This is a genomic window from Luteibacter sp. 3190, from assembly GCF_031456385.1.
GTDB lineage: Bacteria > Pseudomonadota > Gammaproteobacteria > Xanthomonadales > Rhodanobacteraceae > Luteibacter.
Genome location: NZ_JAVDUO010000001.1, coordinates 1,172,799 through 1,193,050, shown reverse-complemented (window position 1 = coordinate 1,193,050; position 20,252 = coordinate 1,172,799). Strand labels below are relative to the sequence as shown.

Annotated in this window: 19 protein-coding genes; 6 read left to right on the top strand and 13 right to left on the bottom strand. The window is 67.0% G+C overall.

What is annotated here, in order from left to right; translation table 11 throughout:
- Positions 1-165: 165 nt before the first annotated feature.
- Positions 166-1,878 carry a M1 family metallopeptidase gene (locus J2X58_RS05400; RefSeq protein ID WP_310046853.1) on the top strand — a complete coding sequence of 571 codons (1,713 nt, stop codon included), beginning with the start codon at positions 166-168 and terminating at the stop codon, positions 1,876-1,878.
- Between the two features lie 110 nt (positions 1,879-1,988).
- On the opposite strand, the gene J2X58_RS05395 is transcribed toward J2X58_RS05400, so the two are convergent.
- From J2X58_RS05395 to J2X58_RS05370, 6 genes are all read right to left on the bottom strand, one after another.
- Complete coding sequence (locus J2X58_RS05395; protein ID WP_310046852.1) at positions 1,989-3,107, bottom strand: NAD(P)/FAD-dependent oxidoreductase; 1,119 nt, start codon at positions 3,105-3,107, stop codon at positions 1,989-1,991.
- Positions 3,108-3,233: 126 nt separating this feature from the next.
- Positions 3,234-3,896 carry a TetR/AcrR family transcriptional regulator gene (locus J2X58_RS05390; RefSeq protein ID WP_310046850.1) on the bottom strand — a complete coding sequence of 221 codons (663 nt, stop codon included), beginning with the start codon at positions 3,894-3,896 and terminating at the stop codon, positions 3,234-3,236.
- Positions 3,897-3,946: 50 nt separating this feature from the next.
- Complete coding sequence (locus tag J2X58_RS05385; RefSeq protein WP_310046848.1) at positions 3,947-4,783, bottom strand: SDR family NAD(P)-dependent oxidoreductase; 837 nt, start codon at positions 4,781-4,783, stop codon at positions 3,947-3,949.
- Between the two features lie 186 nt (positions 4,784-4,969).
- Positions 4,970-5,437 carry a hypothetical protein gene (locus tag J2X58_RS05380; protein WP_310046846.1) on the bottom strand — a complete coding sequence of 156 codons (468 nt, stop codon included), beginning with the start codon at positions 5,435-5,437 and terminating at the stop codon, positions 4,970-4,972.
- Between the two features lie 132 nt (positions 5,438-5,569).
- Entirely contained in the window at positions 5,570-6,049 is a 480-nt protein-coding gene (locus J2X58_RS05375; protein WP_310046844.1) for a hypothetical protein, read from the bottom strand.
- On the bottom strand, positions 6,049-6,387 hold the full coding sequence (locus J2X58_RS05370) for a DUF6152 family protein (protein WP_310046843.1): 339 nt from the start codon (positions 6,385-6,387) through the stop codon (positions 6,049-6,051). The genes J2X58_RS05375 and J2X58_RS05370 overlap by 1 nt, the downstream gene beginning before the upstream one ends.
- A gap of 156 nt (positions 6,388-6,543) precedes the next feature.
- On the opposite strand from J2X58_RS05370, the gene J2X58_RS05365 reads away from it, so the two are divergent.
- Positions 6,544-9,003 (top strand): TonB-dependent receptor, encoded by a 2,460-nt coding sequence (locus J2X58_RS05365; RefSeq protein ID WP_310046842.1) that lies wholly within the window; start codon positions 6,544-6,546, stop codon positions 9,001-9,003.
- A gap of 95 nt (positions 9,004-9,098) precedes the next feature.
- Complete coding sequence (locus J2X58_RS05360) at positions 9,099-9,788, top strand: aspartate/glutamate racemase family protein (RefSeq protein WP_310046841.1); 690 nt, start codon at positions 9,099-9,101, stop codon at positions 9,786-9,788.
- 26 nt (positions 9,789-9,814) lie between these two features.
- Here the strand turns inward: J2X58_RS05360 and J2X58_RS05355 are convergent, their stop codons facing one another.
- On the bottom strand, positions 9,815-10,384 hold the full coding sequence (locus J2X58_RS05355) for a TetR/AcrR family transcriptional regulator (RefSeq protein WP_254779067.1): 570 nt from the start codon (positions 10,382-10,384) through the stop codon (positions 9,815-9,817).
- Positions 10,385-10,572: 188 nt separating this feature from the next.
- Here J2X58_RS05355 and J2X58_RS05350 point away from each other — a divergent pair, with 188 nt between their 5' ends.
- Positions 10,573-10,890 carry an EthD family reductase gene (locus J2X58_RS05350; protein WP_310046840.1) on the top strand — a complete coding sequence of 106 codons (318 nt, stop codon included), beginning with the start codon at positions 10,573-10,575 and terminating at the stop codon, positions 10,888-10,890.
- 40 nt (positions 10,891-10,930) lie between these two features.
- Here J2X58_RS05350 and J2X58_RS05345 read toward each other — a convergent pair whose 3' ends face one another.
- The 5 genes from J2X58_RS05345 to J2X58_RS05325 all read right to left on the bottom strand — a co-directional run bounded on the left by J2X58_RS05345 (position 10,931) and on the right by J2X58_RS05325 (position 17,411).
- A complete protein-coding gene (locus tag J2X58_RS05345; RefSeq protein WP_310046838.1) occupies positions 10,931-12,157 on the bottom strand; it encodes a PQQ-dependent sugar dehydrogenase in 1,227 nt (408 codons plus the stop codon).
- 58 nt (positions 12,158-12,215) lie between these two features.
- Positions 12,216-13,778, bottom strand: a complete 1,563-nt coding sequence (locus J2X58_RS05340) for a peptidoglycan-binding domain-containing protein (RefSeq protein WP_310046836.1) — start codon at positions 13,776-13,778, stop codon at positions 12,216-12,218.
- A gap of 25 nt (positions 13,779-13,803) precedes the next feature.
- Positions 13,804-14,247, bottom strand: a complete 444-nt coding sequence (locus tag J2X58_RS05335; RefSeq protein WP_310046835.1) for a lysozyme inhibitor LprI family protein — start codon at positions 14,245-14,247, stop codon at positions 13,804-13,806.
- A 103-nt stretch (positions 14,248-14,350) separates the two neighbouring features.
- Entirely contained in the window at positions 14,351-16,363 is a 2,013-nt protein-coding gene (locus J2X58_RS05330) for an oligopeptide transporter, OPT family (RefSeq protein WP_310046834.1), read from the bottom strand.
- A gap of 145 nt (positions 16,364-16,508) precedes the next feature.
- Positions 16,509-17,411, bottom strand: a complete 903-nt coding sequence (locus J2X58_RS05325; RefSeq protein ID WP_310046833.1) for a LysR substrate-binding domain-containing protein — start codon at positions 17,409-17,411, stop codon at positions 16,509-16,511.
- A 108-nt stretch (positions 17,412-17,519) separates the two neighbouring features.
- On the opposite strand from J2X58_RS05325, the gene J2X58_RS05320 reads away from it, so the two are divergent.
- Positions 17,520-18,584 carry an aldo/keto reductase gene (locus J2X58_RS05320; protein ID WP_310046832.1) on the top strand — a complete coding sequence of 355 codons (1,065 nt, stop codon included), beginning with the start codon at positions 17,520-17,522 and terminating at the stop codon, positions 18,582-18,584.
- A gap of 97 nt (positions 18,585-18,681) precedes the next feature.
- The gene (locus J2X58_RS05315; RefSeq protein WP_310046831.1) at positions 18,682-19,206 is read left to right on the top strand and encodes an anthrone oxygenase family protein; all 525 of its coding nucleotides are present in this window, start codon (positions 18,682-18,684) and stop codon (positions 19,204-19,206) included.
- Here the strand turns inward: J2X58_RS05315 and J2X58_RS05310 are convergent.
- On the bottom strand, positions 19,175-20,125 hold the full coding sequence (locus tag J2X58_RS05310) for an MBL fold metallo-hydrolase (protein WP_310046829.1): 951 nt from the start codon (positions 20,123-20,125) through the stop codon (positions 19,175-19,177). The two genes, J2X58_RS05315 and J2X58_RS05310, sit on opposite strands and share 32 nt — an antisense overlap.
- Positions 20,126-20,252 lie beyond the last annotated feature (127 nt).

The window sequence follows — 20,252 nt, the reverse complement described above, 5'->3', positions numbered from 1 at the left end:
TGGGAGCGGTTGCGCCAATCGCCCGCTGTTGCCCGCGTTCGCCGCGGCGATGACGGAATCGCGGACCACCGCGCCGGCAAAAAGCTACCCCCCAAACGACCCATGACGTGAAGCGGCGGGGTGGGTAGGGTTCCGGTCTTCCACCTCGATGATGGCCGCCGTTCCATGCAAAAGACCCTGATGCTCGGTGTCAGCCTCGCGCTGACCACCGTGGCCTGCTCGCCGACGCAGCCGCCGGCCCCGCCGCCGCTCACCGACTACACCCGCAACTCGGGAGCGGCGCGCGCACCGGAACAGCTGGCGGTGACCTTCGAGCACGCCGACCTGGGCATCCGTGTCGATCCGGTCCGTCACTGGATCGAGGGCGACGCCAGGCTGACGTTCGTCGCCACGGCGCCGCTGCGACGTGTCGTGCTGGATCTCGACCGGAACCTGCCCATCGATACCGTCGAGGTCGATGGAAAGGCGTTGCCGCGCCGTGCGTTCCGCAATCCGGAGGGCCAGCTGCAGATCGACCTGCCGTCGCCACTGGCCGCGGGAGCTCGCACGACCGTGCGCGTCGTTTACCACGGAAGCCCGCACACCGCGGTCCGTGCGCCGTGGGACGGCGGCTTCGTCTGGTCGAAGGCGCCCGACGGCGAGCCGTGGGTCGCCACGGCCGTCGAGGGCGAAGGCTGCGATCTCTTCTGGCCGTGCATCGACCATCCGATGGGACGTCCGAAGCTGGTCGACGAGCACATCACCGTGCCGGCACCGCTCGTCGCGGTGGGGAACGGTGTGGCGAGGGGCATCGACGAAGTCGACGGGTGGCGCACGTACCACTGGCAGAGCCACGACGTGAGCACCTATGGCGTCGCGCTGAACATCGGTCCTTACCGGGAACTCTCCGGCTCGTACGCGAGCCGGTTCGGCAACACGATTCCGACGCATTACTGGTATGTCGACGACGAGGCGCAGGCCAAAGCGCTCTTCGCGGAATTCCCGCCGATGCTCGATTTCCTCGAAAGGGCGGTCGGACCTTATCCCTTCGCCAGCGAGAAGATGGGTGTCGCGGAAACGCCGTTCAAAGGCATGGAGCACCAGACCATCAACGCGTACGGCAACCAGTACGCGAAGAACCCATACGGCTACGACGACCTGCTCCAGCACGAACTGGCTCACGAGTGGTTCGGCAACCAGATGACGAACGCGAACTGGGACGACATGTGGTTGCACGAGGCGTTCGCGACCTACATGCAGCCGCTGTACGCGGAATCCATCGGCGGTCGGCAGTCCTACTTCGCCAGCCTCATGCAGCTGCGCAGCCGCGTCGCCAACAAGCACCCCATCGTCTCGGGCCAGCCGCGTCGGGAAGAGGACGTGTACGACGACGAGCGCGGCCCGGGGCAGGACATCTACGACAAGGGAGCACTGATGCTCCACACGCTGCGTACCGTGATCGGCGACGACGCGTTCTACCGCTCGCTGCGCCTCCTGGTGTACGGAACGGAGCATCCGGAACCGGGCAACTTCTCGCCGCGCTACGGCACCACGGACGAGTTCGTCGGCATCGTCGACCGGACGAGCGGCAGGGACATGCGCTGGTTCTTCGACGTCTACCTGCGCCAGGCCGCCCTGCCCGATCTGAAGGTCGCGCGCACCGGCCAGACGTTGCACCTGACGTGGTCGGTTCCGGGCAACGGGCCGTTCCCGATGCCGGTCGATGTGCGCGTGGGCGACCGCGTGGTGACGCTGCCGATGACCGACGGCAGCGGCGACGTCACCTTGCCCGAGGGCGCCGGTTACACGATCGATCCGGATTCGAAGCTGCTGCGTCGCGATGCCGGTATCGAAGCGTTCCGCGCGTACATCGAGAAACGGAAGCCGAAGAAAGCCTGACCGATCCTGTTGGAGCGGACCTGGCCGCGACGGCTTTTTGCGATGAACCGCAGGACCTGTCTCACCGGGGCGAAAAGCTGTCGCGGCCGGGTCCGCTCCCACACCGCAGGCTACAGCGTCTTCAACGGCTCGTACGTGCCGCGGTAGCTCTTGGGCGTGATGAAGGGCATCAGGATCGTGCGCAGCGCGTGGGGAAGGCGGGCGGCCTTCGACAGCTTGTCGGTCATGGCCTGCACATGGGCCACGCGCGGCTGGCGGGCCTGTTCGAAGCGCGGCCCGATCGCGCCGGGATCGTCGCACTCCGCGACGATCCCGGCGAGAACGAGCGCATCCTCCATCCCGAGAGCGGCACCTTCCGCCCACACGGGCGCGGTGGCGTGGGCGGCATCGCCGATCAGGAGCACGCGCCCCTGGCTCCAGCGAGCCGCACGTACCTCTTCGATGGGCGAGTGATAGATGTTCTCGGGATTCGCGAGCGCCCAGCCGAGAGCCTTCCGCACGCGCGCCGGGAAGCCGCTGAACGCCGCGGCGAGTCGATCGAGCTGGGGTTCGCCGTTGCCGGCGGTGCCGAGGGAGACCCAGCCGTAGACGGTGTGGTCGTCGACGGGAAGCAGCAGGATCAGACCGTGCTTTCCGGTCCACACCGTCCAGCCGTCGACGCCGGGGTTCGGCGCCATGAAGCGCCAGCTCTCCGAGGCGAGTCGCGCGGCGGTCGCCGAAGCCGCGCCGGTGACGGCCTGGCGCACGGTGGAGCGCACGCCGTCCGCGCCCACGAGCAGGGGGGCCGAGACCTCCGCACCGTCCGCCAGCGCGACGTGCACCGTCGACGCGTCCTGGCGGACGCCGGCGATCGCGCCTAGGTGGAGGTCCGACGGTTCGAGGCCGCTGGCGAGCATCGCCATGAGGTCGGCGCGGCGAACCGCGCGCGGACGCATGGCCTCGCCCCAGAACGCATCCTCGTCGATGGCGGCGAGCAGGCGGTCGTCGGACGTGCGGTATTCGCGTTTCCTCACCGGGTGGCCAAGACGTTCGATGTCGCCAGCGAGCCCAAGGCGATCGAGCGCGGCGATGGCGTTTCCGGGAAGATTGATCGCGAGGCCGCCATCGGTGGCGCGCGCACTGCGCTCGACGACGCGCGACGCGATACCCCGGCGCTTCAGCGCGCGCCAGGTCGCCAGGCCGGCGATGCCGCCGCCCGCGATGAGAATGGGCTGGGAAGGCTGTGCCATAGGGGTAGGGCTGGGGAGGGGACCCGCGATGATGCCCCACCTTGCCGACACCCTGATGCCCCGGAAGAGGGTGGACATCGCGTGCCGCGAAACCCGTCACGTTCCGTCAGGTCGCCCGTCGACGGCTCACGTGGTTCTTGCCGCCACGATACCGAGGAGTGAGACAGTCAACGCCCGTGAGAGCCGCTTCGGGAAGTCGACGCGCAGCGAAGCGTGCTCGGGACGCACCAACGTTTCCGCCAATGAGGGCGAGGGATGCGCGAATGGCCAGAGCCCGGCGACGAGGAGGATCAGCATCTGCACCCATTCCCGCGCCGCGTCCTCGTCCAAAGTGGGGAGACGCTGGACGACCCACGTCGCGAGCGCGACCTGGTTCCGCGTGTGCTCCGTCTTGAACGCCACGATGGCGTCGGCGGGAATGTTCCGCTCCAGTTCGTTGCCGAGCGATGCCCAGAGCTTGCACAACGTGGACCGCGCCGCGAGGGATTCACCGACGTGCTTTGCCACAGCGTCGTAGCGGCCGGCCCCGACGCCGGATGCCGTGAGCTCGTCGATCCACGCGGCGAAACGCTCGTTGAGCAACGCGAAAAACACGGCCTCGCGGGTGGCGAAGTAGCGCGTCACGTTCGTCTTCGAGAGCTCGGCCGTTCGCGCCAGCTCGCGCAGGCTGATGTCGCCGACAGGGTGCGTTTCCAGCAGCGTCTCGGCGGCCGCGAGGATCGTCCGGCGCCTGACCTCGCGTTGTTCCGGACTGCGCGCCCGCAGGAAAGCCGTTGCCGTGTCGTCCACCGTCGTCTCCGTCGATGAGGCGCCCGTCGGAGCGGGCGCCTCGTTCATCGTCACGAAGGATAAGCCACCGACTCGCTGGTCGTGCGCCACTGCGCATCGGTCGCCGCCAGACGCTCCGCCGCCTGACGGGCGACTTCGACGGCATCGCTGCCCAGGAGTAGCCGCAACGGCGGTTCGGGCGCCTCCGCGATCTCGAGCAGTACCCTTGCGATGCGATCCGGGTCGCTTGGCTGCCTGCCGCTCGCGCCGCGCAAACGCTCGACGACGGGGCCCAGCACGGGCGCGTAGGCGTCGCTTATCGCCGGAATATCCATCGACGAGCCCGCCCAGTCCGTTCGCATGCCACCCGGTTCGGCCACGGTGACCTTGATCCCGAACGACGCCACCTCGCGCGAGAGCACCTCGGAAAAGCCGTTCACGGCCCACTTCGCCGACTGGTAAGCGGACAGCCCCGGCCCGCCGATTCGCCCACCGACCGACGAGACCTGGATGATCCGGCCAAAGCCCTGCTTGCGCATGACGGGAAGCACGGCGCGGCTCAGGTTCACCACCCCAAAGAAGTTGGTTTCGATCTGTGCCCGGAACGTCTGCTCGTCCATGTCTTCGATCGGTGCGACGTCCGCGTAACCGGCATTGTTCACGAGAACGTCGACCGTGCCGAAGCGCTCGATCGCCGTCGACACGGCGGCGGCCGCCGCATCGCGATCGGTGACATCGAGCGTGACGGGGACGAGTCGCTCGCCGTAGGCCTCGATGAGATCGGCGAGGCCATCCCGCTTACGTGCTCCGGCGACGACGTTGTGGCCGGCCTCGAGGGCGGCGGCGGTGATGGAAAGACCGAGGCCGCGAGCGGCTCCGGTGATGATCCAGGTCTTTCGAGATGTCATGGCTAAACCTGCGCTCTGCTTTGGTTTTTGATTTGCCTGCGGACGACGTCGAGACGTCGCCCGCAGGCGGCAACCACGGATGCGGCCCGATAAAGGTCCAGTGGCCCTTTATTTGTGGGACGGCCTCACAGGCGTTTCAAGAGCAGGTTCTTGCGATTCATCCGGCGCGCCGCCGGCGCATCTGGATCAGCCCGTCTTCCGGGCCGCGGCGGGACAACCTTCCACCGCGGATATCGTCAGCGTTCGCGGCGCCGAGTCCGGCGTGGCCGGAAACCGGACGGCCATCGGCTCGCCCGGCTTGCCGCGGACGACCTCGTGCACGACCGGGTGATCCCCGAAACGCGCGGCGACGTCCACCTGGAGCAGGTCGCCGGCGGCGGGCGTCACGTGGAATCCGAATTCCCACGCATCGCCTCCGGTTTTCGCCGCATCGCGAATCGTCGCCGGGGTGTCCGCCTTCAGACAGACGGTAGCGTTCGCCATCGGCGCGCCGTTCCCCTCCCATCGCGTGACCAGCTGATAGATCGCCGGCTCCGGCTTCGCCGTGCCGGGCGAGGCCGCGTGCGCGGCACCCGCGATGAAGGCCAGTCCGACGGGAAGGATGGCGATGGCGAGCGCGCGACGGTGGCGGGACGGAGCGACGGCGTTGAGCATGGCGATGCGTTCCTTGATTGAGTGGCGTGATGGCCAGGTACAGCCGATCGGCATCCGTACGAATGCCTCGCGCCCGAGGGTAGCCCAGATTCGCCGACGCGAAGGTGCCTGCCCATGGGCCAGCCTGACGCTCTAGTAATACGCGAGCATCCGGCCGCAGGCGATGACGGCGACCCAAAGCGCGAGCGACAGCGACGCCTGCATCCTGGCAAGCGATGGAGCGGGGTGCGTCCTCTCCCATGCGGCGACGCTTCGGTACACGCCCACGTGGAACACCAGGGCATTCACGCCGGCGAGCGCGATCAGGGTCAGCTTCAGCAGGAACAGTGGATTGCCCAGGAAAGCCTGCGGCTGGGTCGAAAACATCATCAGTCCGGCGGGAAGTACCAGCGCGACGCTCCCCGCCGACCACGGCAGCAGGTGCCTGCCAAGGGCCGACACCGGAAGCGCGCGCCCCCAGCCGAGCACCCGCAGATCGAACATCGCGACCGCGCCGACGAGGATGCAGAAGCCGACGATGTGGATTGTCTCCACCGCCGGGTACAGCCACGGGCTGTCACGCATGGCCCGGGCCAGCGGTGTGGCCGACAGCCAGCCGGCCGGGTCGATCATCAGCGAAGTTCCGTCGTCTTCTCGCCGATCGTCACGCGCTCGGCGCGCATTTCGTCGGCCTTCGTCCGATGAGGGTACCCGTAGACCGTGGCCTTCTGGCCGGGCGCGAGCATGCTCTTCTCCAGGCCCCGGCTTTCCATGCGCGAGGGCGGCGCGAGCACCACGTTCCACGTCGCATCCGCCGTCTTCAGGCGAAGCGTGCCGTGTGGCTGCTCGTAGGTCGAGGATTCGATAGTGCCGGTCAGGTTCAACGGCTTCTGGGCGTCGTACTCGCTCCAGCCGTGGTGCGCGAGGGCGGTGGTGGCTGTCAGCGCGGTCAATAGCAGCAAACGTTTCATGACGATCTCCTGTTGGGCAGGGTCCGACGGCCCATCGTAGCCCGACGCACGCTGGCCGGTCAGTCCCGCGAGTGAAACGTGCAAGTCGAATCGATATATAGTTGGGTATATAGCGTCTCGGGGGCGAGCGCATCGCCCGATAGACTGGGGATCCGAATGCGTCGTACGCCGTTGTTCGTGGCCATGCTGGCGTGCATGGCCGTCTTCCGTGTCGCCGCTCAGGCGTCGCCTTCGACGGGTCCGTCGGGAGAGAACGCACCGGCCACGACGCTTGGGGAGGTGACCGTGTCGGCCCGCCAGCGCGACGAGAACCTGCAGAAGGTGCCGATCGCGGTGTCGGTCGTCGACGGCGAATGGCTCGACCGCTCGTACACCGTGAATACCCAGCAGCTCAGTCAGCTCGTGCCTTCGCTGTATTACAACTCCGCGAACCCGCGCAACACGGCGTACACGATCCGCGGACTCGGCTCGAACACGCTGTCCGTCAGCGCCGCGAACGATGGCATCGAGCCCGGCGTGGGTTTCTACATCGACGGGGTGTACCACGGCAGGCCCGCGACCGCGGCGTTCGACTTCACCGACATCGAACGGATCGAGGTGCTCAGGGGCCCGCAGGGCACGCTGTTCGGAAAGAACACGACGGCCGGCGCCATCAACATCACGAGCCGCCTCCCAACGTTCCAGCCGGAAGGCAATGGCGAGATCTCGATCGGCGAGAACGGTTTCCTGCAGGCCAGGGGAACCGTATCCGGCCCGCTTGGCGAGACGGTGGCGGGGCGCCTGTCCGCGCAGTTCACGGAACGCGACAGCGTGCTGCACAACGTCCGGACCGGCAAGGACGTCAACGAACTGAACAACTACGCGCTCCGCGGCCAGCTGCTTTTCCGCCCGGACGACGACGTGAACATCCGTCTGATCGGCGACGTCTCGAACCTCGATTCGGACTGCTGCACCCAGAACTACCTGCGAGTCGGCAGGAGCCTGCGTGGCGCGGCCCGCCAGTTCGAAGGGCTCGCGGCGAACCTGCCTGCCCACGGGCTGCCGGCGTACTCGCCGGCGAGCCGCGATGTCTACGACCGCCTGACGGATATCGACGCGCCGTTGCACATCGATACGCAGGACGGCGGCGTGTCGCTCAACGCCGACTGGAACGTGGGGCCGGTGACGCTCACGTCGATCAGCGCGTGGCGCTACTGGAAATGGGACGTGGCCAACGACCGCGACTACACCGGCATTCCGATCCAGACGGTGCAGCGGATCCCGTCGCGCCAGGATCAGTACAGTCAGGAATTCCGGGTCGCGTCGAACGGCGACGGTCCTGTGGATTACGTCGGCGGCCTGTATTTCTTCACCCAGGAGATCAACGGCAAGCCGATCAGCATCTACGGCCCGGCCGCGACCTACTGGCTGGTCAGCACCACGAGCTTTCCGGGCATGCCGGACAACCTCGCGGATGGCTACGGCCAGTTCGGCGATTCCCATTTCCGCATGAAGAGCTACGCGGCGTTCGGCGAAGTGAACTATCACGTCACCGACCGTCTGGTCGCCACGCTCGGCGCGCGCTACACCTATGAAGACAAGGACGGACGGTACGCGACGACGGTGTCCGGCGGTCTGCCCACACGACCGGGTACCGCGCAGGACAACGCGAAGCTTTCGCTCTTCCGTCCACAGAGCTACCGCGCGTCGGACAGCGGCGGCAATCCCTCGGGACGCGCCAACCTCGGCTACCAGTTCACCGACGACGTGCTGGGATACGTGAGTTACGCCTACGGCTACAAGTCCGGTGGCCTCAACATGTCCGGCCTCCCGCTGGACGCCTCGAACAACCCGGCGCTCGCGACCGCGGTGATCAAGGACGAGACGAACAAGACCTGGGAGACGGGCGTCAAGACGGCCTGGTGGGACGGTCGCGCGACGCTCAACCTCGCCGCGTATCACACCGTGGTCGACGACTATCAGGCCAACGTCACGTCGAGCACCGAAACGGCGGCGCTGCGCACCTATCCGGCCAACATCCCCGAGGTGCGCGTCAAAGGTGTCGAAGGCGATCTGGCGGCACTGCTCTTCAGGGGCTTCACGCTGCGTGCTTCGTTCGCCTACGCCAACGGGAAGTACACCGATTACCCCGCGGGTCCATGCCCGCTCGAATGGCAGAATCCCAATGCCGCCGGCGGCTGCCAGCCGTTGAATCCGCCAGCCAGCCTGGCCATCAAGACGTCCAATCCCCGCGGCAACCCGAAGATTCCCGGTGCGTACGTCCTCACCGGTCTGCCGCTGGCCGGACTTTCGCGGTGGGCGGGTTCGTTGGGTTTCGACTACGAACTGCCGGTTGGCCACGGCGCCTTCCTCGCCCACGCCGATGTGAGCGCGCGCAGCGGGTACAACTCCGATACCACCAACTCGGTCTACACCAAGATCGCGGGTTATACGGTCACCAACGCGAGCATCGGCTACCGTTTCAACGACAGCTGGGAGGTCGACGTCTTCGCACGCAACCTGTTCGACCGCGACTACATCACCGCACTCACGGTCCAGACCGGAAATTCCGGACTCATCCTTGGGCAGCCAAGCGATCCGCGGATGCTCGGTGTCACGCTGCGCGCGCGGTTCTGACGCCGCCGCTACCGAAACGATTGCCTTGAGCTCTACCTCCTAGTAGGTTGCCACGAGTAGGCGTCACTGAACTCCGACGCACCCGCATGGTGACCATGAAGACGATAGGCATCCTGGGCGGCATGTCCGCCGCCTCGACACAGATCTACTACCGCGAACTTTGCCGCCTCACCGCCGAGCGCCTTGGCGGGCTGCATTCGCCCGAGTTGCTGATCCGCTCGGTGGACTTCGCAGACATCGAAGCACTGCAGGCGGCGGCGGCATGGGACAGCGCAGGGGAGCGACTGAACGGGGAGGCGAAGGCTCTCGAACGTGGCGGCGCCGATGTCCTCGTGCTCGCGACGAACACCATGCACAAGGTGGCCGCGCGGATGATGGACGGCGTGGGCATCCCGTTGCTGCACATCGCCGACGCGACCGCGTCGCGCATCGTGGCGGCGGGGTTCCGGTCGCCAGGACTGATGGCCACCGCGTTCACGATGGAACAGACCTTCTACACCGATCGCCTCGCCGCGGCCGGCCTGGACGTGATCCTGCCCGACGCCGACGATCGCGCCGAAACGCATCGCATCATCTACGAAGAGCTATGCCGGCAGATCGTCAGCGACACGAGCCGCGAGGCGTATGTCGGCATCGCGCGGCGCCTGGTCGACCGTGGCGCGGACTGCCTCATCCTCGGCTGCACGGAGGTGGGCATGCTGCTCGATCAGGGCAACGTATCCGTGCCGGTGTTCGACACGACGCTCGTCCACTGCGAAGCGGCGATCGCTCTGGCCCTTTCCTGATGTTCGCGGCGGGGCGAGCCTTCCGGTCAGCGCCGGACGTGTTTCGCCGACGCCGCATCCCATGCCGACATCGCCTGCGGGATGGCCTGTTCGATGACGGCGTGGCGAACGCCGTCGCGTGCGAGGGTCGAGACGCCCAGCAGGAATCCGTCGAACACCGCCGCGAGCGCCCTGGGCTCCGTGTCGGCACGAAGTTCGCCGCTGTCCACGCCTCGCTGCACGCATGCCACGAAACCCGCACGGGTCCGCGCGCGTGACTTCGCCAGCGGCTCGGTCACGGCGGCGTGCTCGTCGGAGGGTGCGCTCATCGCGCCGAGGGCGACCATGCATCCGCGCGGATGGCCGCGTTCGTATTGCATCTTCACCGAGCGCCTGAGCGCGGTTTCGATGGCGTCGCGCGGGGGCAGGGAGGTATCCCAGAGGCATTCGGTCACCTGCGCATACGTCGACAGATAACGTTGCGCGCACTCCTGGAACAGCGCCTCCTTCGATCCGAACGCGGCGTAGAAACTGGGTGCGGAGATGCCGTTGCCGATGCCCGCCTTCAGCTGGCTGAGCGATGCCGATTCGTAGCCGTGCTGCCAGAAGATGTGCATGGCTTCTTCCACGGCTTTTTCGCGATCGAATGTCCTGGGGCGTCCCATGGTCGCCATCGCCGGCTCCGGAAGGTGAACGTGACTAAAATACTAAGCGATACAGAAGTTCTTGACAATCGCGGGGACGAGCCCCCCTAATGTATCGGTCGATACATATCTTTCCACTCTCTTCAAGCTTCGGAGCATCCATGAAAGCGAGCGACACACCGGTCGTGGTCTATGTCACCTACCACGGCACCCCCGACGACCGCTTCGATCGCGACTATTACATCTCCGGGCACCTGCCGCTGGTCATGGATGCGTGGGGAAAATACGGCCTGCTCAGTCTTCAGGCGTTCTTCCCGGCGGTCGACCGTGTGGGCACCGTCGCCATCTGCGAATGCGTTTTCCGTGACGAGGACGCCGTGGAAGCCGCCTTCGGCTCGCCGGAGCTCGCCGGTGTGATGGATGACCTGCCGCGTTTCACGCAGCTCGCGCCATCGCGCGTGCGCGCCGTCCCCGTCTGACAGGTCGTCCGCCGATCCACGGCGGACGACGTGGACCGAATCAGCCTTGCTTCGGGGTGAGGCGATAGAGCCCGCCGGGCATGGCGTCCTCGAGCAGCCAGAGCGAGCCATCGGGCGCTTCCTCGACATCGCGGATGCGCTTGCCCAGGTTCCAGCGCTGGACCGCGGTCGCGCCGCCCTTGGCATCGACCGTCACCCGGATGAGGCCCATGCTGACGAGCCCGCTGATCAACGCGTTGCCCTTCCATTGCGGGAACATCTTGCCCTTGTAGAACATGATGTTGCCCGGCGCGATGACCGGCACCCAGTAGATGACGGGTTTGACGAGATCCGGTCGCGAGTCGGGGCTGGGAATCGCGACGCCGTTGTAGTTGACGCCGTAGGAGACCAGCGGCCAGCCGTAGTTCTTCCCGCGTTCGATCAGGTTCAGCTCGTCGCCGCCGCGCGGACCGTGTTCGAGTTCCCAGAGCCGGCCGTCGGGTGCGAAGGCGAGTCCGTAAGGCGTGCGATGCCCGGTGCTCCACGTCTCGGCGGGCGTCAGGTTCGGGCCGGGGAAGGTATAGGTGCTGACCACGGGCGCGTTCTTCGCGGCCTCGGTGTCCTTCGCCGGATCGATCAGCGGGATGCTGCGCGCGCCTTCCTTGCCGGCCCACGGATTGCCCGGCGCGGGCTTGCCGTCGAGCGTGAGGCGGAGGATCTTGCCGACGGGCTGATCGGGATCCTGGGCCGGCGTGAAGCGCTGACGATCGCCGACGGTCAGGAAGAGGTACTTGCCATCGGGCGAGAACGCGATCTGCGCGCCGGCCTGGCCGCCCTTACCGGTGGGCAGCTGTTGCCAGAGGACCTTGAAGCCTTCGAGCCGCGGCTGTCCGCCTTCGAGCACGAGCCGGCCGCGGCCCATCGCGAGGCCGCCGCCGTAGTCGCCCGGCGCCACGTAAGTGAGATACACGTTGTGGTCGGTGGCGTAGTGCGGCGAGAGAAAGACGCCGAGCATGCCGTTCTGGCCTTCGAACTGACTGGCGGGCACACCCTGGACTTCGGTCTTCGTGCCATCGGGCGTCACCAGCTGGAGGCGGCCGACCTTCTCGGTCACCAGCATGCGTCCATCCGGAAGGAACGCGATGCGCCATGGCAGGTCGAGGCTGGCGACCTTCGTCACGGTGAAGGGCAGGTCGGGGTCGTCTTTCTGGTCACCCGCGTTGGTCTGCGCCTGGGCGGCGTTCGTCAGCAGCGCCGCGAGCAGGATGCCGTTTGCCAGCTTCATCATCGTCAGGTTTCCTCGGACAGGGACGGCCATCTTACCGCCCGGCAGCGAGTGTCCGGCGTCAATGCTGCAGTGGCGGCGCGGGATGCTGCTGCTGTGGCTGCTGCGAAAGGACCGGCTGACGCTCCTGCTCTTCGGACCGGTTCGCGGCGTGGAACGTCGCGCTGCTCTGATCCAGCGGTGTCGTCACGGCCTGGCGTACGTCGACGTCGGCCACGCGCTTGAACGGCGAGTTGAGCTCGCCCTGGACGGCATACGCGCGCGCCCGATCGTCACCCATCACGACATGGTCGATGCGGGTGAGTCCCTGGGCACGTGCGGCGACGGCGAGCGATCCTGCGAAGTTGTCCGTGAGGTGATCCGGCGTGCGGCCGTGCTGCGCGTCGAGCGCGCGAACGCCCTGCAGCGCCTGGTTGTACATCGCATGCCCCGGGCTCGCGGCATCCGTGAGGCTCGGGTGGCCAGGCGACGTGCGAGCGGGAGCTGCAGGCTGCGCCGCCTTGTTCAGCGCCTCGAGCGTCTTCGGTCCGACGATGCCGTCTTCCTTCATCCCGTGGTCGTGCTGGAATTTCTCCACGGCGGCCTTCGTGCCCGGACCGAACTGCGCGTCGGGCGTCAGCGGACGATCGTGGCCGTCCGTATAACCGAGCTTGATCAGCTTTTCCTGGATCGCCGTGACGCTTGCACCATGCGCTCCCTGACGCAGCGTCGAACCATGATGGGCGTGGGACCGACCACCCTGGCCGATCGCCTTGAGCGCGTCCTTGATGTCCGCGTCGTTCGCCGATTGCTTCGGGTTGAAGTCGGGGCTGCCGACCTTACCGTGCGCGCGGTCGAGCGCCGCCGCCTTCGCCGGATCCTTATAGGCGTCCTTGTAGCGTTCCGCGATCTCGGCGGCCTTCGGGCCGTCGTAGTACGGATACGTGCGCTTGATCTGCTCCGCCTTGGCCAGGACGTCGTCGTAGTCGCCGCCGTCCTTGAGTACCTTCTCGAACTTGGCGACCTGCGAGGGAATCTGGTTTTCCGTCTTCGCCAGGATGGCGATGGTCTCGAGGCGACGGTCTTCGGGAATGTTTTTGCCGAGCCGGTCGACCGTATCCATCGCGGACTGCGTCGCGTTGCGGATCTGCGGGTAATCGATGTTCTTGTGAATCCACTTCTGGCCTTCTTCCGATCCGGCCCACGCGTTGATGCCGTCGCGGGTATCGGTATCGATGAAGGAGAGGGTGGAGCGCCCGTCCTTTCCGTTGCCGTGACTGAGCAGGTCCTTGCGCAGCTGCGCGGTGTCGCTGGTGAACTTCAGGCCATGGTCCTTCGCGTACTTCGCCGACTGATCGATGACCGCGTCGACATACGTCGTCTCGCCCGGCTTCAGCGCGGCGCCGTCGGTCGCGCCGAGGGCCCACGTGCCCCGCTTGCCCAGGTCGACCTGGATGGTGCCGAGCGTGTAACCGCTATCCGCCACGATCCTGCCCGGGGTGCCCCAGTGGGGATCGGACGTTCCCACCGTGACGCCGGTGATGGACAGGTGGTACGAGGACGGGCCGCCTTCCGTGCCGCGGCCCACCACGAAGTACGTGGCGCCGGCGGCGGAATCGAGATCGTGCGTATCGGGACCAGCCATGACGGGTCACTCCATGTCAGCGGGATCAGAGGTCGTTGGCGACCGCGAGGTACTTGTCGAGGGCGTTCGCACGCTCGCACAGACGGAACACTTCACTCTGCGCGACCTGCAGATCGGCGACGGTCTCGTCCGGGTAGAGCGACGCCTCGAACGTGTTGCTGGCCTTCTGCAGCGCGAGCCACGAGCGCTCCGCGGCGACGAGGTTCTCCTTCGCCTTGCCGCTGAGCTTCGCGGTCAACGCCTTGTAGCTCGCATTGAGCCGGCCGTCCTGACGCGCCTTTTCGGCGTTGATGCAGTTGCCCAGTGCGCCCTGGTCCGAGCCCGCCTTGTCGATGCAGCCGTAGAACGACTGCGTGATGCCCTGCGGAGCCTGGCTCCGGATGACCTGACTGGTGCTCTCGGAAGCGGCCGCGGAACCGGCGGCGCCGACGAGGGCGAAGGCGAGGGCGAACGTCTTGACCGTGTGCATCCGTCACTCCTGGATTGGGAACCCCTAAACCTACACAGGATAGTGGACGGATTTCCATCGAAATGTGGTGAAGTCCACGCTTCGCGACCGCCCGGGGTTACGCCTACCGGGCACCGATCCGCGCGGCCATGCGGGCCACCCAGCGATACATGAAGAGGACGACCAGCGCGAACGCGATGCCGCCGATCCACTGCGCCTTTTCGGCGAAGTCGGGGCCGACCAGCGCGAGCGGCGCCTGCGGATTGCTGAAGCCCAGCTTGTCCGCGAAGGCCACGATCGCGGCGATCAGCACGCCGATGATGCTCTCGCCGACGATCAGGCCCGAGGCGAGCAGCACGCCGAGTTGCTTCGTGCTTTCGGGCCGTGCCGTACGATCGGCGCGACGGTCGAAGTACCAGCCCACGACGGACCCCACCACCACCATCAGGGTGCTCACGGTCGGCAGGTAGATGCCCAGTCCGACGGCCAGCGGCGGAATGCGTACATGCCGGGTGGTGCGAGCCAGGACTTCGTCGATGAGGATGAGCGCGATGCCGATGCCGACGCCGACCTCGATCAGGCTCCAGTCGATGTTCCCGGTGATCACGCCCTGGGCGAGGGCCGAAATCAGGCCGGCCTGTGGCGCCGGCAGGGCCTGCGGACCCGCGCCCGCCACGCCGACGAAACCGTACGCGGTGTTCACCAGGTCCAGCACCGGCGGAATGACCGCGGCGCCCGCGATCACGCCCACCACGAGCGCGACCTGCTGTCGCCACGGCGTGGCGTCGACCAGCTGACCGGTCTTGAGGTCCTGCAGATTGTTGTTGGCGATCGCGGCGACGGTGAAGACCACGGCCGTGATGAACAGCGCGAACGCCACCAGCGCCTTGCCTTCGGCTTCGCCGACGTGCGGCTTGACGAACGCGACCAGCAACAGCGCGGCGGCGATCACCACCAGGATGCCCACGCCCGAGAGCGGACTGTTGGACGAACCGATGAGGCCCGCCATGTAGCCGCACACGGTCGACACGAAGAAGCCCATCAGCACGACGAAGGCCACACCGCCGATGGCCAGCACGCCGACCTGACCGCTCAGTCCGGCCGAGTTGCCGAAGTAGCCGAGCAGCCATGCGATCGGCAAGAAGCACGCAAGCGTGACCGCGCCAACGATCCCGATCGGGATGTCGCGCTCGGTCCGCGGGAGCGTGTCGGCCTTGCCGGCCTTGCGTACCCTGGACGCGGCCATCGCCGAGGTGAGGCCGGTGATGACCGGCTTCACCAGCTTGGCGAGCGTCCAGATGGCCGACACGCCAAGCGTGCCCGCGCCCACGTAGCGCACCTTCTGGCTCCAGGTGGCGTTGGCGAGATCGGCCATCGATTGGGACAGGTCGCCCAGCGCGGAGAAGTGCGGCACGCCCCAGACCCAGCCGATGATGGCGCCGATCAGCATGGCGACGCCCACCGTGATGCCGACCAGATGGCCGATCGCGAGCAGGGCGAACGACAGACCGAAATCGAAGCCGGTGACGCCGCCGCGCTCGCTGACGCGGAAGTAGCGGACAAAGTCGCTCGCGAACACCTGGGTCGCCACGATCACGGCGAACACGGCCGACACGATCGAGCCCCACAGCACGGCGAGCAGTCCGGCGCGACTCTCTTCCACGCTGGCGGCATCGGCGTCGTCGCCGCTGCCCACCTTGAGCACCTCGGCGCAGGCGATGCCTTCGGGGTAGGGCAGGTCCGAGTTGGTCACCAGCGCGCGACGCAGCGGGATCGAGTACATCACGCCCAGGACGCCACCCAGCGCGCACACGGCGAACGACGTCCAGAACGGAAAATCGGCCCACCACCCGATCATGATCATGCCCGGCAGCACGAAGATGATGGAAGACAGGGTGCCCGCCGCCGAAGCGATGGTCTGCACCACGTTGTTTTCCTGGATGGTGGAATCCTTGAACCCGCGAAGCAGGGCCATGGAAATCACCGCCGCGGGAATCGAGGTCGCGAACGTGAGGCCGGCCTTGAGGCCGAAGAAGACGTTGGCGGCGGTGAACACCACCGTGATGATCACGCCGAGGACCAGGCCACGGACCGTCAGCTCCTTGCGGTCGCTGGATTGAGTAAGTTTTTCGCCCACGGCGTCGTTCCGTCCTGTGATGGTCCCTGGTTTCCGTCGTTCGACGGCGCGCTGGATCGGGCAGCCTGCGCGGCGGCCGGGCCCTAGGGTTGCCGGATTCGGCGGGAATCGCAATGGGCCCGCCACGCCGATCGCCGCGACGGAATCAGCTGAGCGGATGGCGCTCGCGCAGGTAATCGATGAAGACCCGGAGCTTGCGCGGCATGTGCATGCGGCTCGGGTAGTACACGTGGAACGGGCTATAGGTCGGCCAGTACGCCTGCAGGACGGGGACCAGCGCGCCGGACGCCAGGTGCGGCGACGCCATGCTCTCGAAGTGGCAGCCGACGCCGACGCCCGAAAGCGCCGCGGCGAGCAGGAGGCCATCGTCGTTGCTGATCATGCTGGCGCGCGTGTCCACTTCGACCAGCCGCCCCTCCTGCATGAATTCCCATCGCATCGGGCTACGGTCGTGGTCCAGGCGCACGCCGACGCAGCGGTGGCGAAGCAGGTCCGCAGGCGTGTCGGGCACGCCATGTGCCCGCGCGTACGCCGGCGACACGAACGTCGCGATCCGCTGCGGGCCACCGATCGGATGCGCGACCACGTCCTTGCCCAGCGATTCGCCGATGCGGAAACCGGCGTCGAACCCTGTCGCCACGAGATCCACGAAACGGTTGTCGCAGTGCAACTCGACGACGACGTCGGAATACCGCGCATGGAAGTCGGGCAGGTGAGGCATCACCAGGATGTCGGCGATGGCGCGCGGCAGATTGATGCGCAGGAGTCCGGCGGGCGCGTCGCGCGTCTCGCTCACCGCGGCCATCGCCGCCGTCAATCCATGGAGCGCCGGCTGCGCCTCGTCCAGGAAGCGCTGGCCGACCTCCGTAAGGCCCACGCGGCGGGTCGAGCGATCGAGCAGCCGGACGCCCAGACGCGCCTCGAGCGTCCGCACGGTCTGCGACAACGCCGAGGTCGACACCCCGAGTTCGGCGGCCGCGCGGGTGAAGCTGGCGTGCCGGGCGACGCAGGCGAAGGCGGCGATGGCGGGGAACTGATCGGGCGTCATGGGCTGGCCGATTGTGAAGTGTGACTTCAAAGCGTATGCGCGCCGCCCCTCTTTTTCCACACGACCGGGCTACCTAGATTCCTCGTAACCCCCACTGGAACCGCCCCCATGAGCAAGCAACTCAACGACTACGTCACGCTCGGCCGCTCCGGCCTGCGCGTCAGCCCGGTATCGATCGGCACCATGACCTTCGGCAAGGACTGGGGCTGGGGCGCCACCGAGGAGGACGCCCGCCGGATGCTCGATGTCTACATGGAGCGCGGCGGCAACTTCATCGACACCGCCAACTTCTACACGGGCGGCACCTCGGAGCGCCTGCTGGGCGAGTTCCTGCGCAGACGCCGCGACCGTGCCGTGCTGGCCACCAAGTACTCGCTCAACGTCGACCCGTCCAACATCAACGCCGGCGGCAACCATCGCCGCAACATGGTGCGCGCGGTGGACGAGAGCCTGAAGCGGCTGGGCACCGACTACATCGATCTGTACTACCTGCATGTGTGGGACGGCACGACGCCGGTGGACGAAGTGATGCGCGCCTTCGACGACCTGGTGCGCGCCGGCAAGATCGTCTACGCCGGCATCTCGGATACACCGGCCTGGCAGGTAGCGCGCATGCAGATGCTGGCGGATCTGCGCGGCTGGGCCCCCCTTGTCGCGTTGCAGATCGAGCACAGCCTGGTGGAACGCACGGTCGAGCACGATCTGGTTCCCATGGCGCGCGAACTCGGGCTCGGCGTGGTGGCCTGGTCGCCGCTGGCCAATGGCGTCCTGTCCGGCAAGTACACCCGCGCCGACATCGAAGCGCACAAGGGCGCCGACATGTTCACCGGTGGTCGCGCCGCGGTCGCCGCAGGCGTCGGCTCGCTCAGCGAGCGGAACCTCGACATCGCGGACGTCGTCAAGGCCGTGGCGGAAGAGACGGAACACAGCCCGGCGCAGGTCGCACTGGCGTGGCTGCTGGCCAAGACCGCGCCAGCCGTCATTCCGATCCTCGGTGCGCGCACCGCGAGCCAGTTCGAAGAGAACCTCGACGCACTCTCGGTCACGTTGTCGCCCGCGCAGGTGGCCCGTCTCGACCAGGCCAGCGACATCGCGACACCGTTCCCGCACCGCTTCCTTCCGCTCGTGCAGGCGCAGGTGCTCGGGGAAGGACGGCTGAACGTCGCCCGCTGAATGCGGTAGCATCCCATGGCACGCAGGGGCGCGTGCTCGCGCTCCCTCGGCTTCCCGTGTCTGGGCAGGGACTGATGCGATGTCGCGAACCCGAGTCATGCAAGCGCTTCTATGGGCTTCGACGCTCGCGTGGGCCGTCGGCCTCGGCGCGAAGCTCTTCGACCTTGTCGTGGTCGCCGGCGCCTGGGGAGCATCCCCTCCCGGTTCCTTCGCGTTGTTGCCCTATGGGTCGAAATACCCCGTGACGCCCGGCGGATTCTTCCAGCCCTTGTCGGCCGTCATGGCGCTCGCGATTCTCGGGGCTTTGGTCGCCGGCTGGCGGCAAGCTCGTGCGCTCCGCCACTGGCTGATCACGGGCGTGGTCGCGTTCGTGCTGATCTGGGCGATCACGCCCACGGTCTTCTGGCCGATGATCAACGAGCAGTACGCCATCGCGACCGGTAAGGCGTCCGTCACCGTGCCCGAGGCGGTCCACCTGACCACCCGATGGGTGGCGTGGGATTCGTTTCGCATCGCGCTTATCGCCATCGGCTTCATCGCCTCCGTACGATCGCTCACCCTGGCGACAGCCGGCCTTCCACCGGATGCGACTATTTCAGGCCCTCGTAAACGATCCGCGTGAAGAAGTCCGGCGTGATGAGGAACTTGCCGTAGACCGCGTCGTAGCGGGCCGTGGGCTTCGCGGCGATGACTTCCTCGAGTGACTTGCCCTGTTTCTTCAGCGCCGCCACGTTGTCACGGATGCCGGCAAGCATGTCGCGAAAATCCCTGAACTGCTTTTTCGTTCCCACGGGGCCGTGGCCCGGCACGAGGATCACGTCGTCGTCGAGCCGCGCGAGGATCGCGTCGTCGGCCTGGATCATCCCGTCGATACCGCCGCCGTGCTCGTTGTCGATGAACGGATAGACGCCGTTCCAGAAAAGGTCGCCAAGCGCGGCGACGTTGGCTTCCTTGAAGACGACGTAGAGATCGGTATCCGTATGGGATGGCTGCAGCAGTCGCACCTCCACCGTCTGGCCGGCGACGCGATACGTCTTGTCCGCCGTGAGTATCTCGGTCGGCATCCCGTCCCTGGCGATCGCCTTGAACGTGTAATCCCACATCGTCACGTGCGTGTCGACGGCCAGCCGCTTCGCCGTCTCGCGCGTGGCGACGATCGTCGCGCCTTGTTCCGCGACCCATGGATTGCCGTCGGTATGATCCCAGTGGTAGTGCGTATCGATGACGTATTTCGGCGGCGCGCCGCTGATGGCCGCCAGCGCCTTCTCGACGCGAGGGCGGGACACGGCGATGCCCGCATCGACAAGGAGCTTCCCGTCCGGCCCGTTCAGCACGGTGATGTTGCCGCCCGAGCCGGATAGCATCGTCAGGGCGCCCCTGAGCGGTGTGGCGGTGATCGGGCTGGTCTGCGCGGCTTCGTTGATCTTGATGACCGGGCTGACCTGCCGGACGGCCTGGGCATGGGTGGCCGTGGCCACTGCGATGGCGATGGCGGGCAGGGCAAACGCCAGGATCAGGGCGGGGCGCGTTGGCTTGTTCATGAGGACTCCCCAGGGCGGGACGTCGGTGGCCATGGGCATTGGGCACCCCCGACGTCCGGCCGTCTTGGCGGAACCTCGGGGTTCTCGAAAAAAAAGACCCTCCTGGTGCCTTGGCAAGCGACGCCGG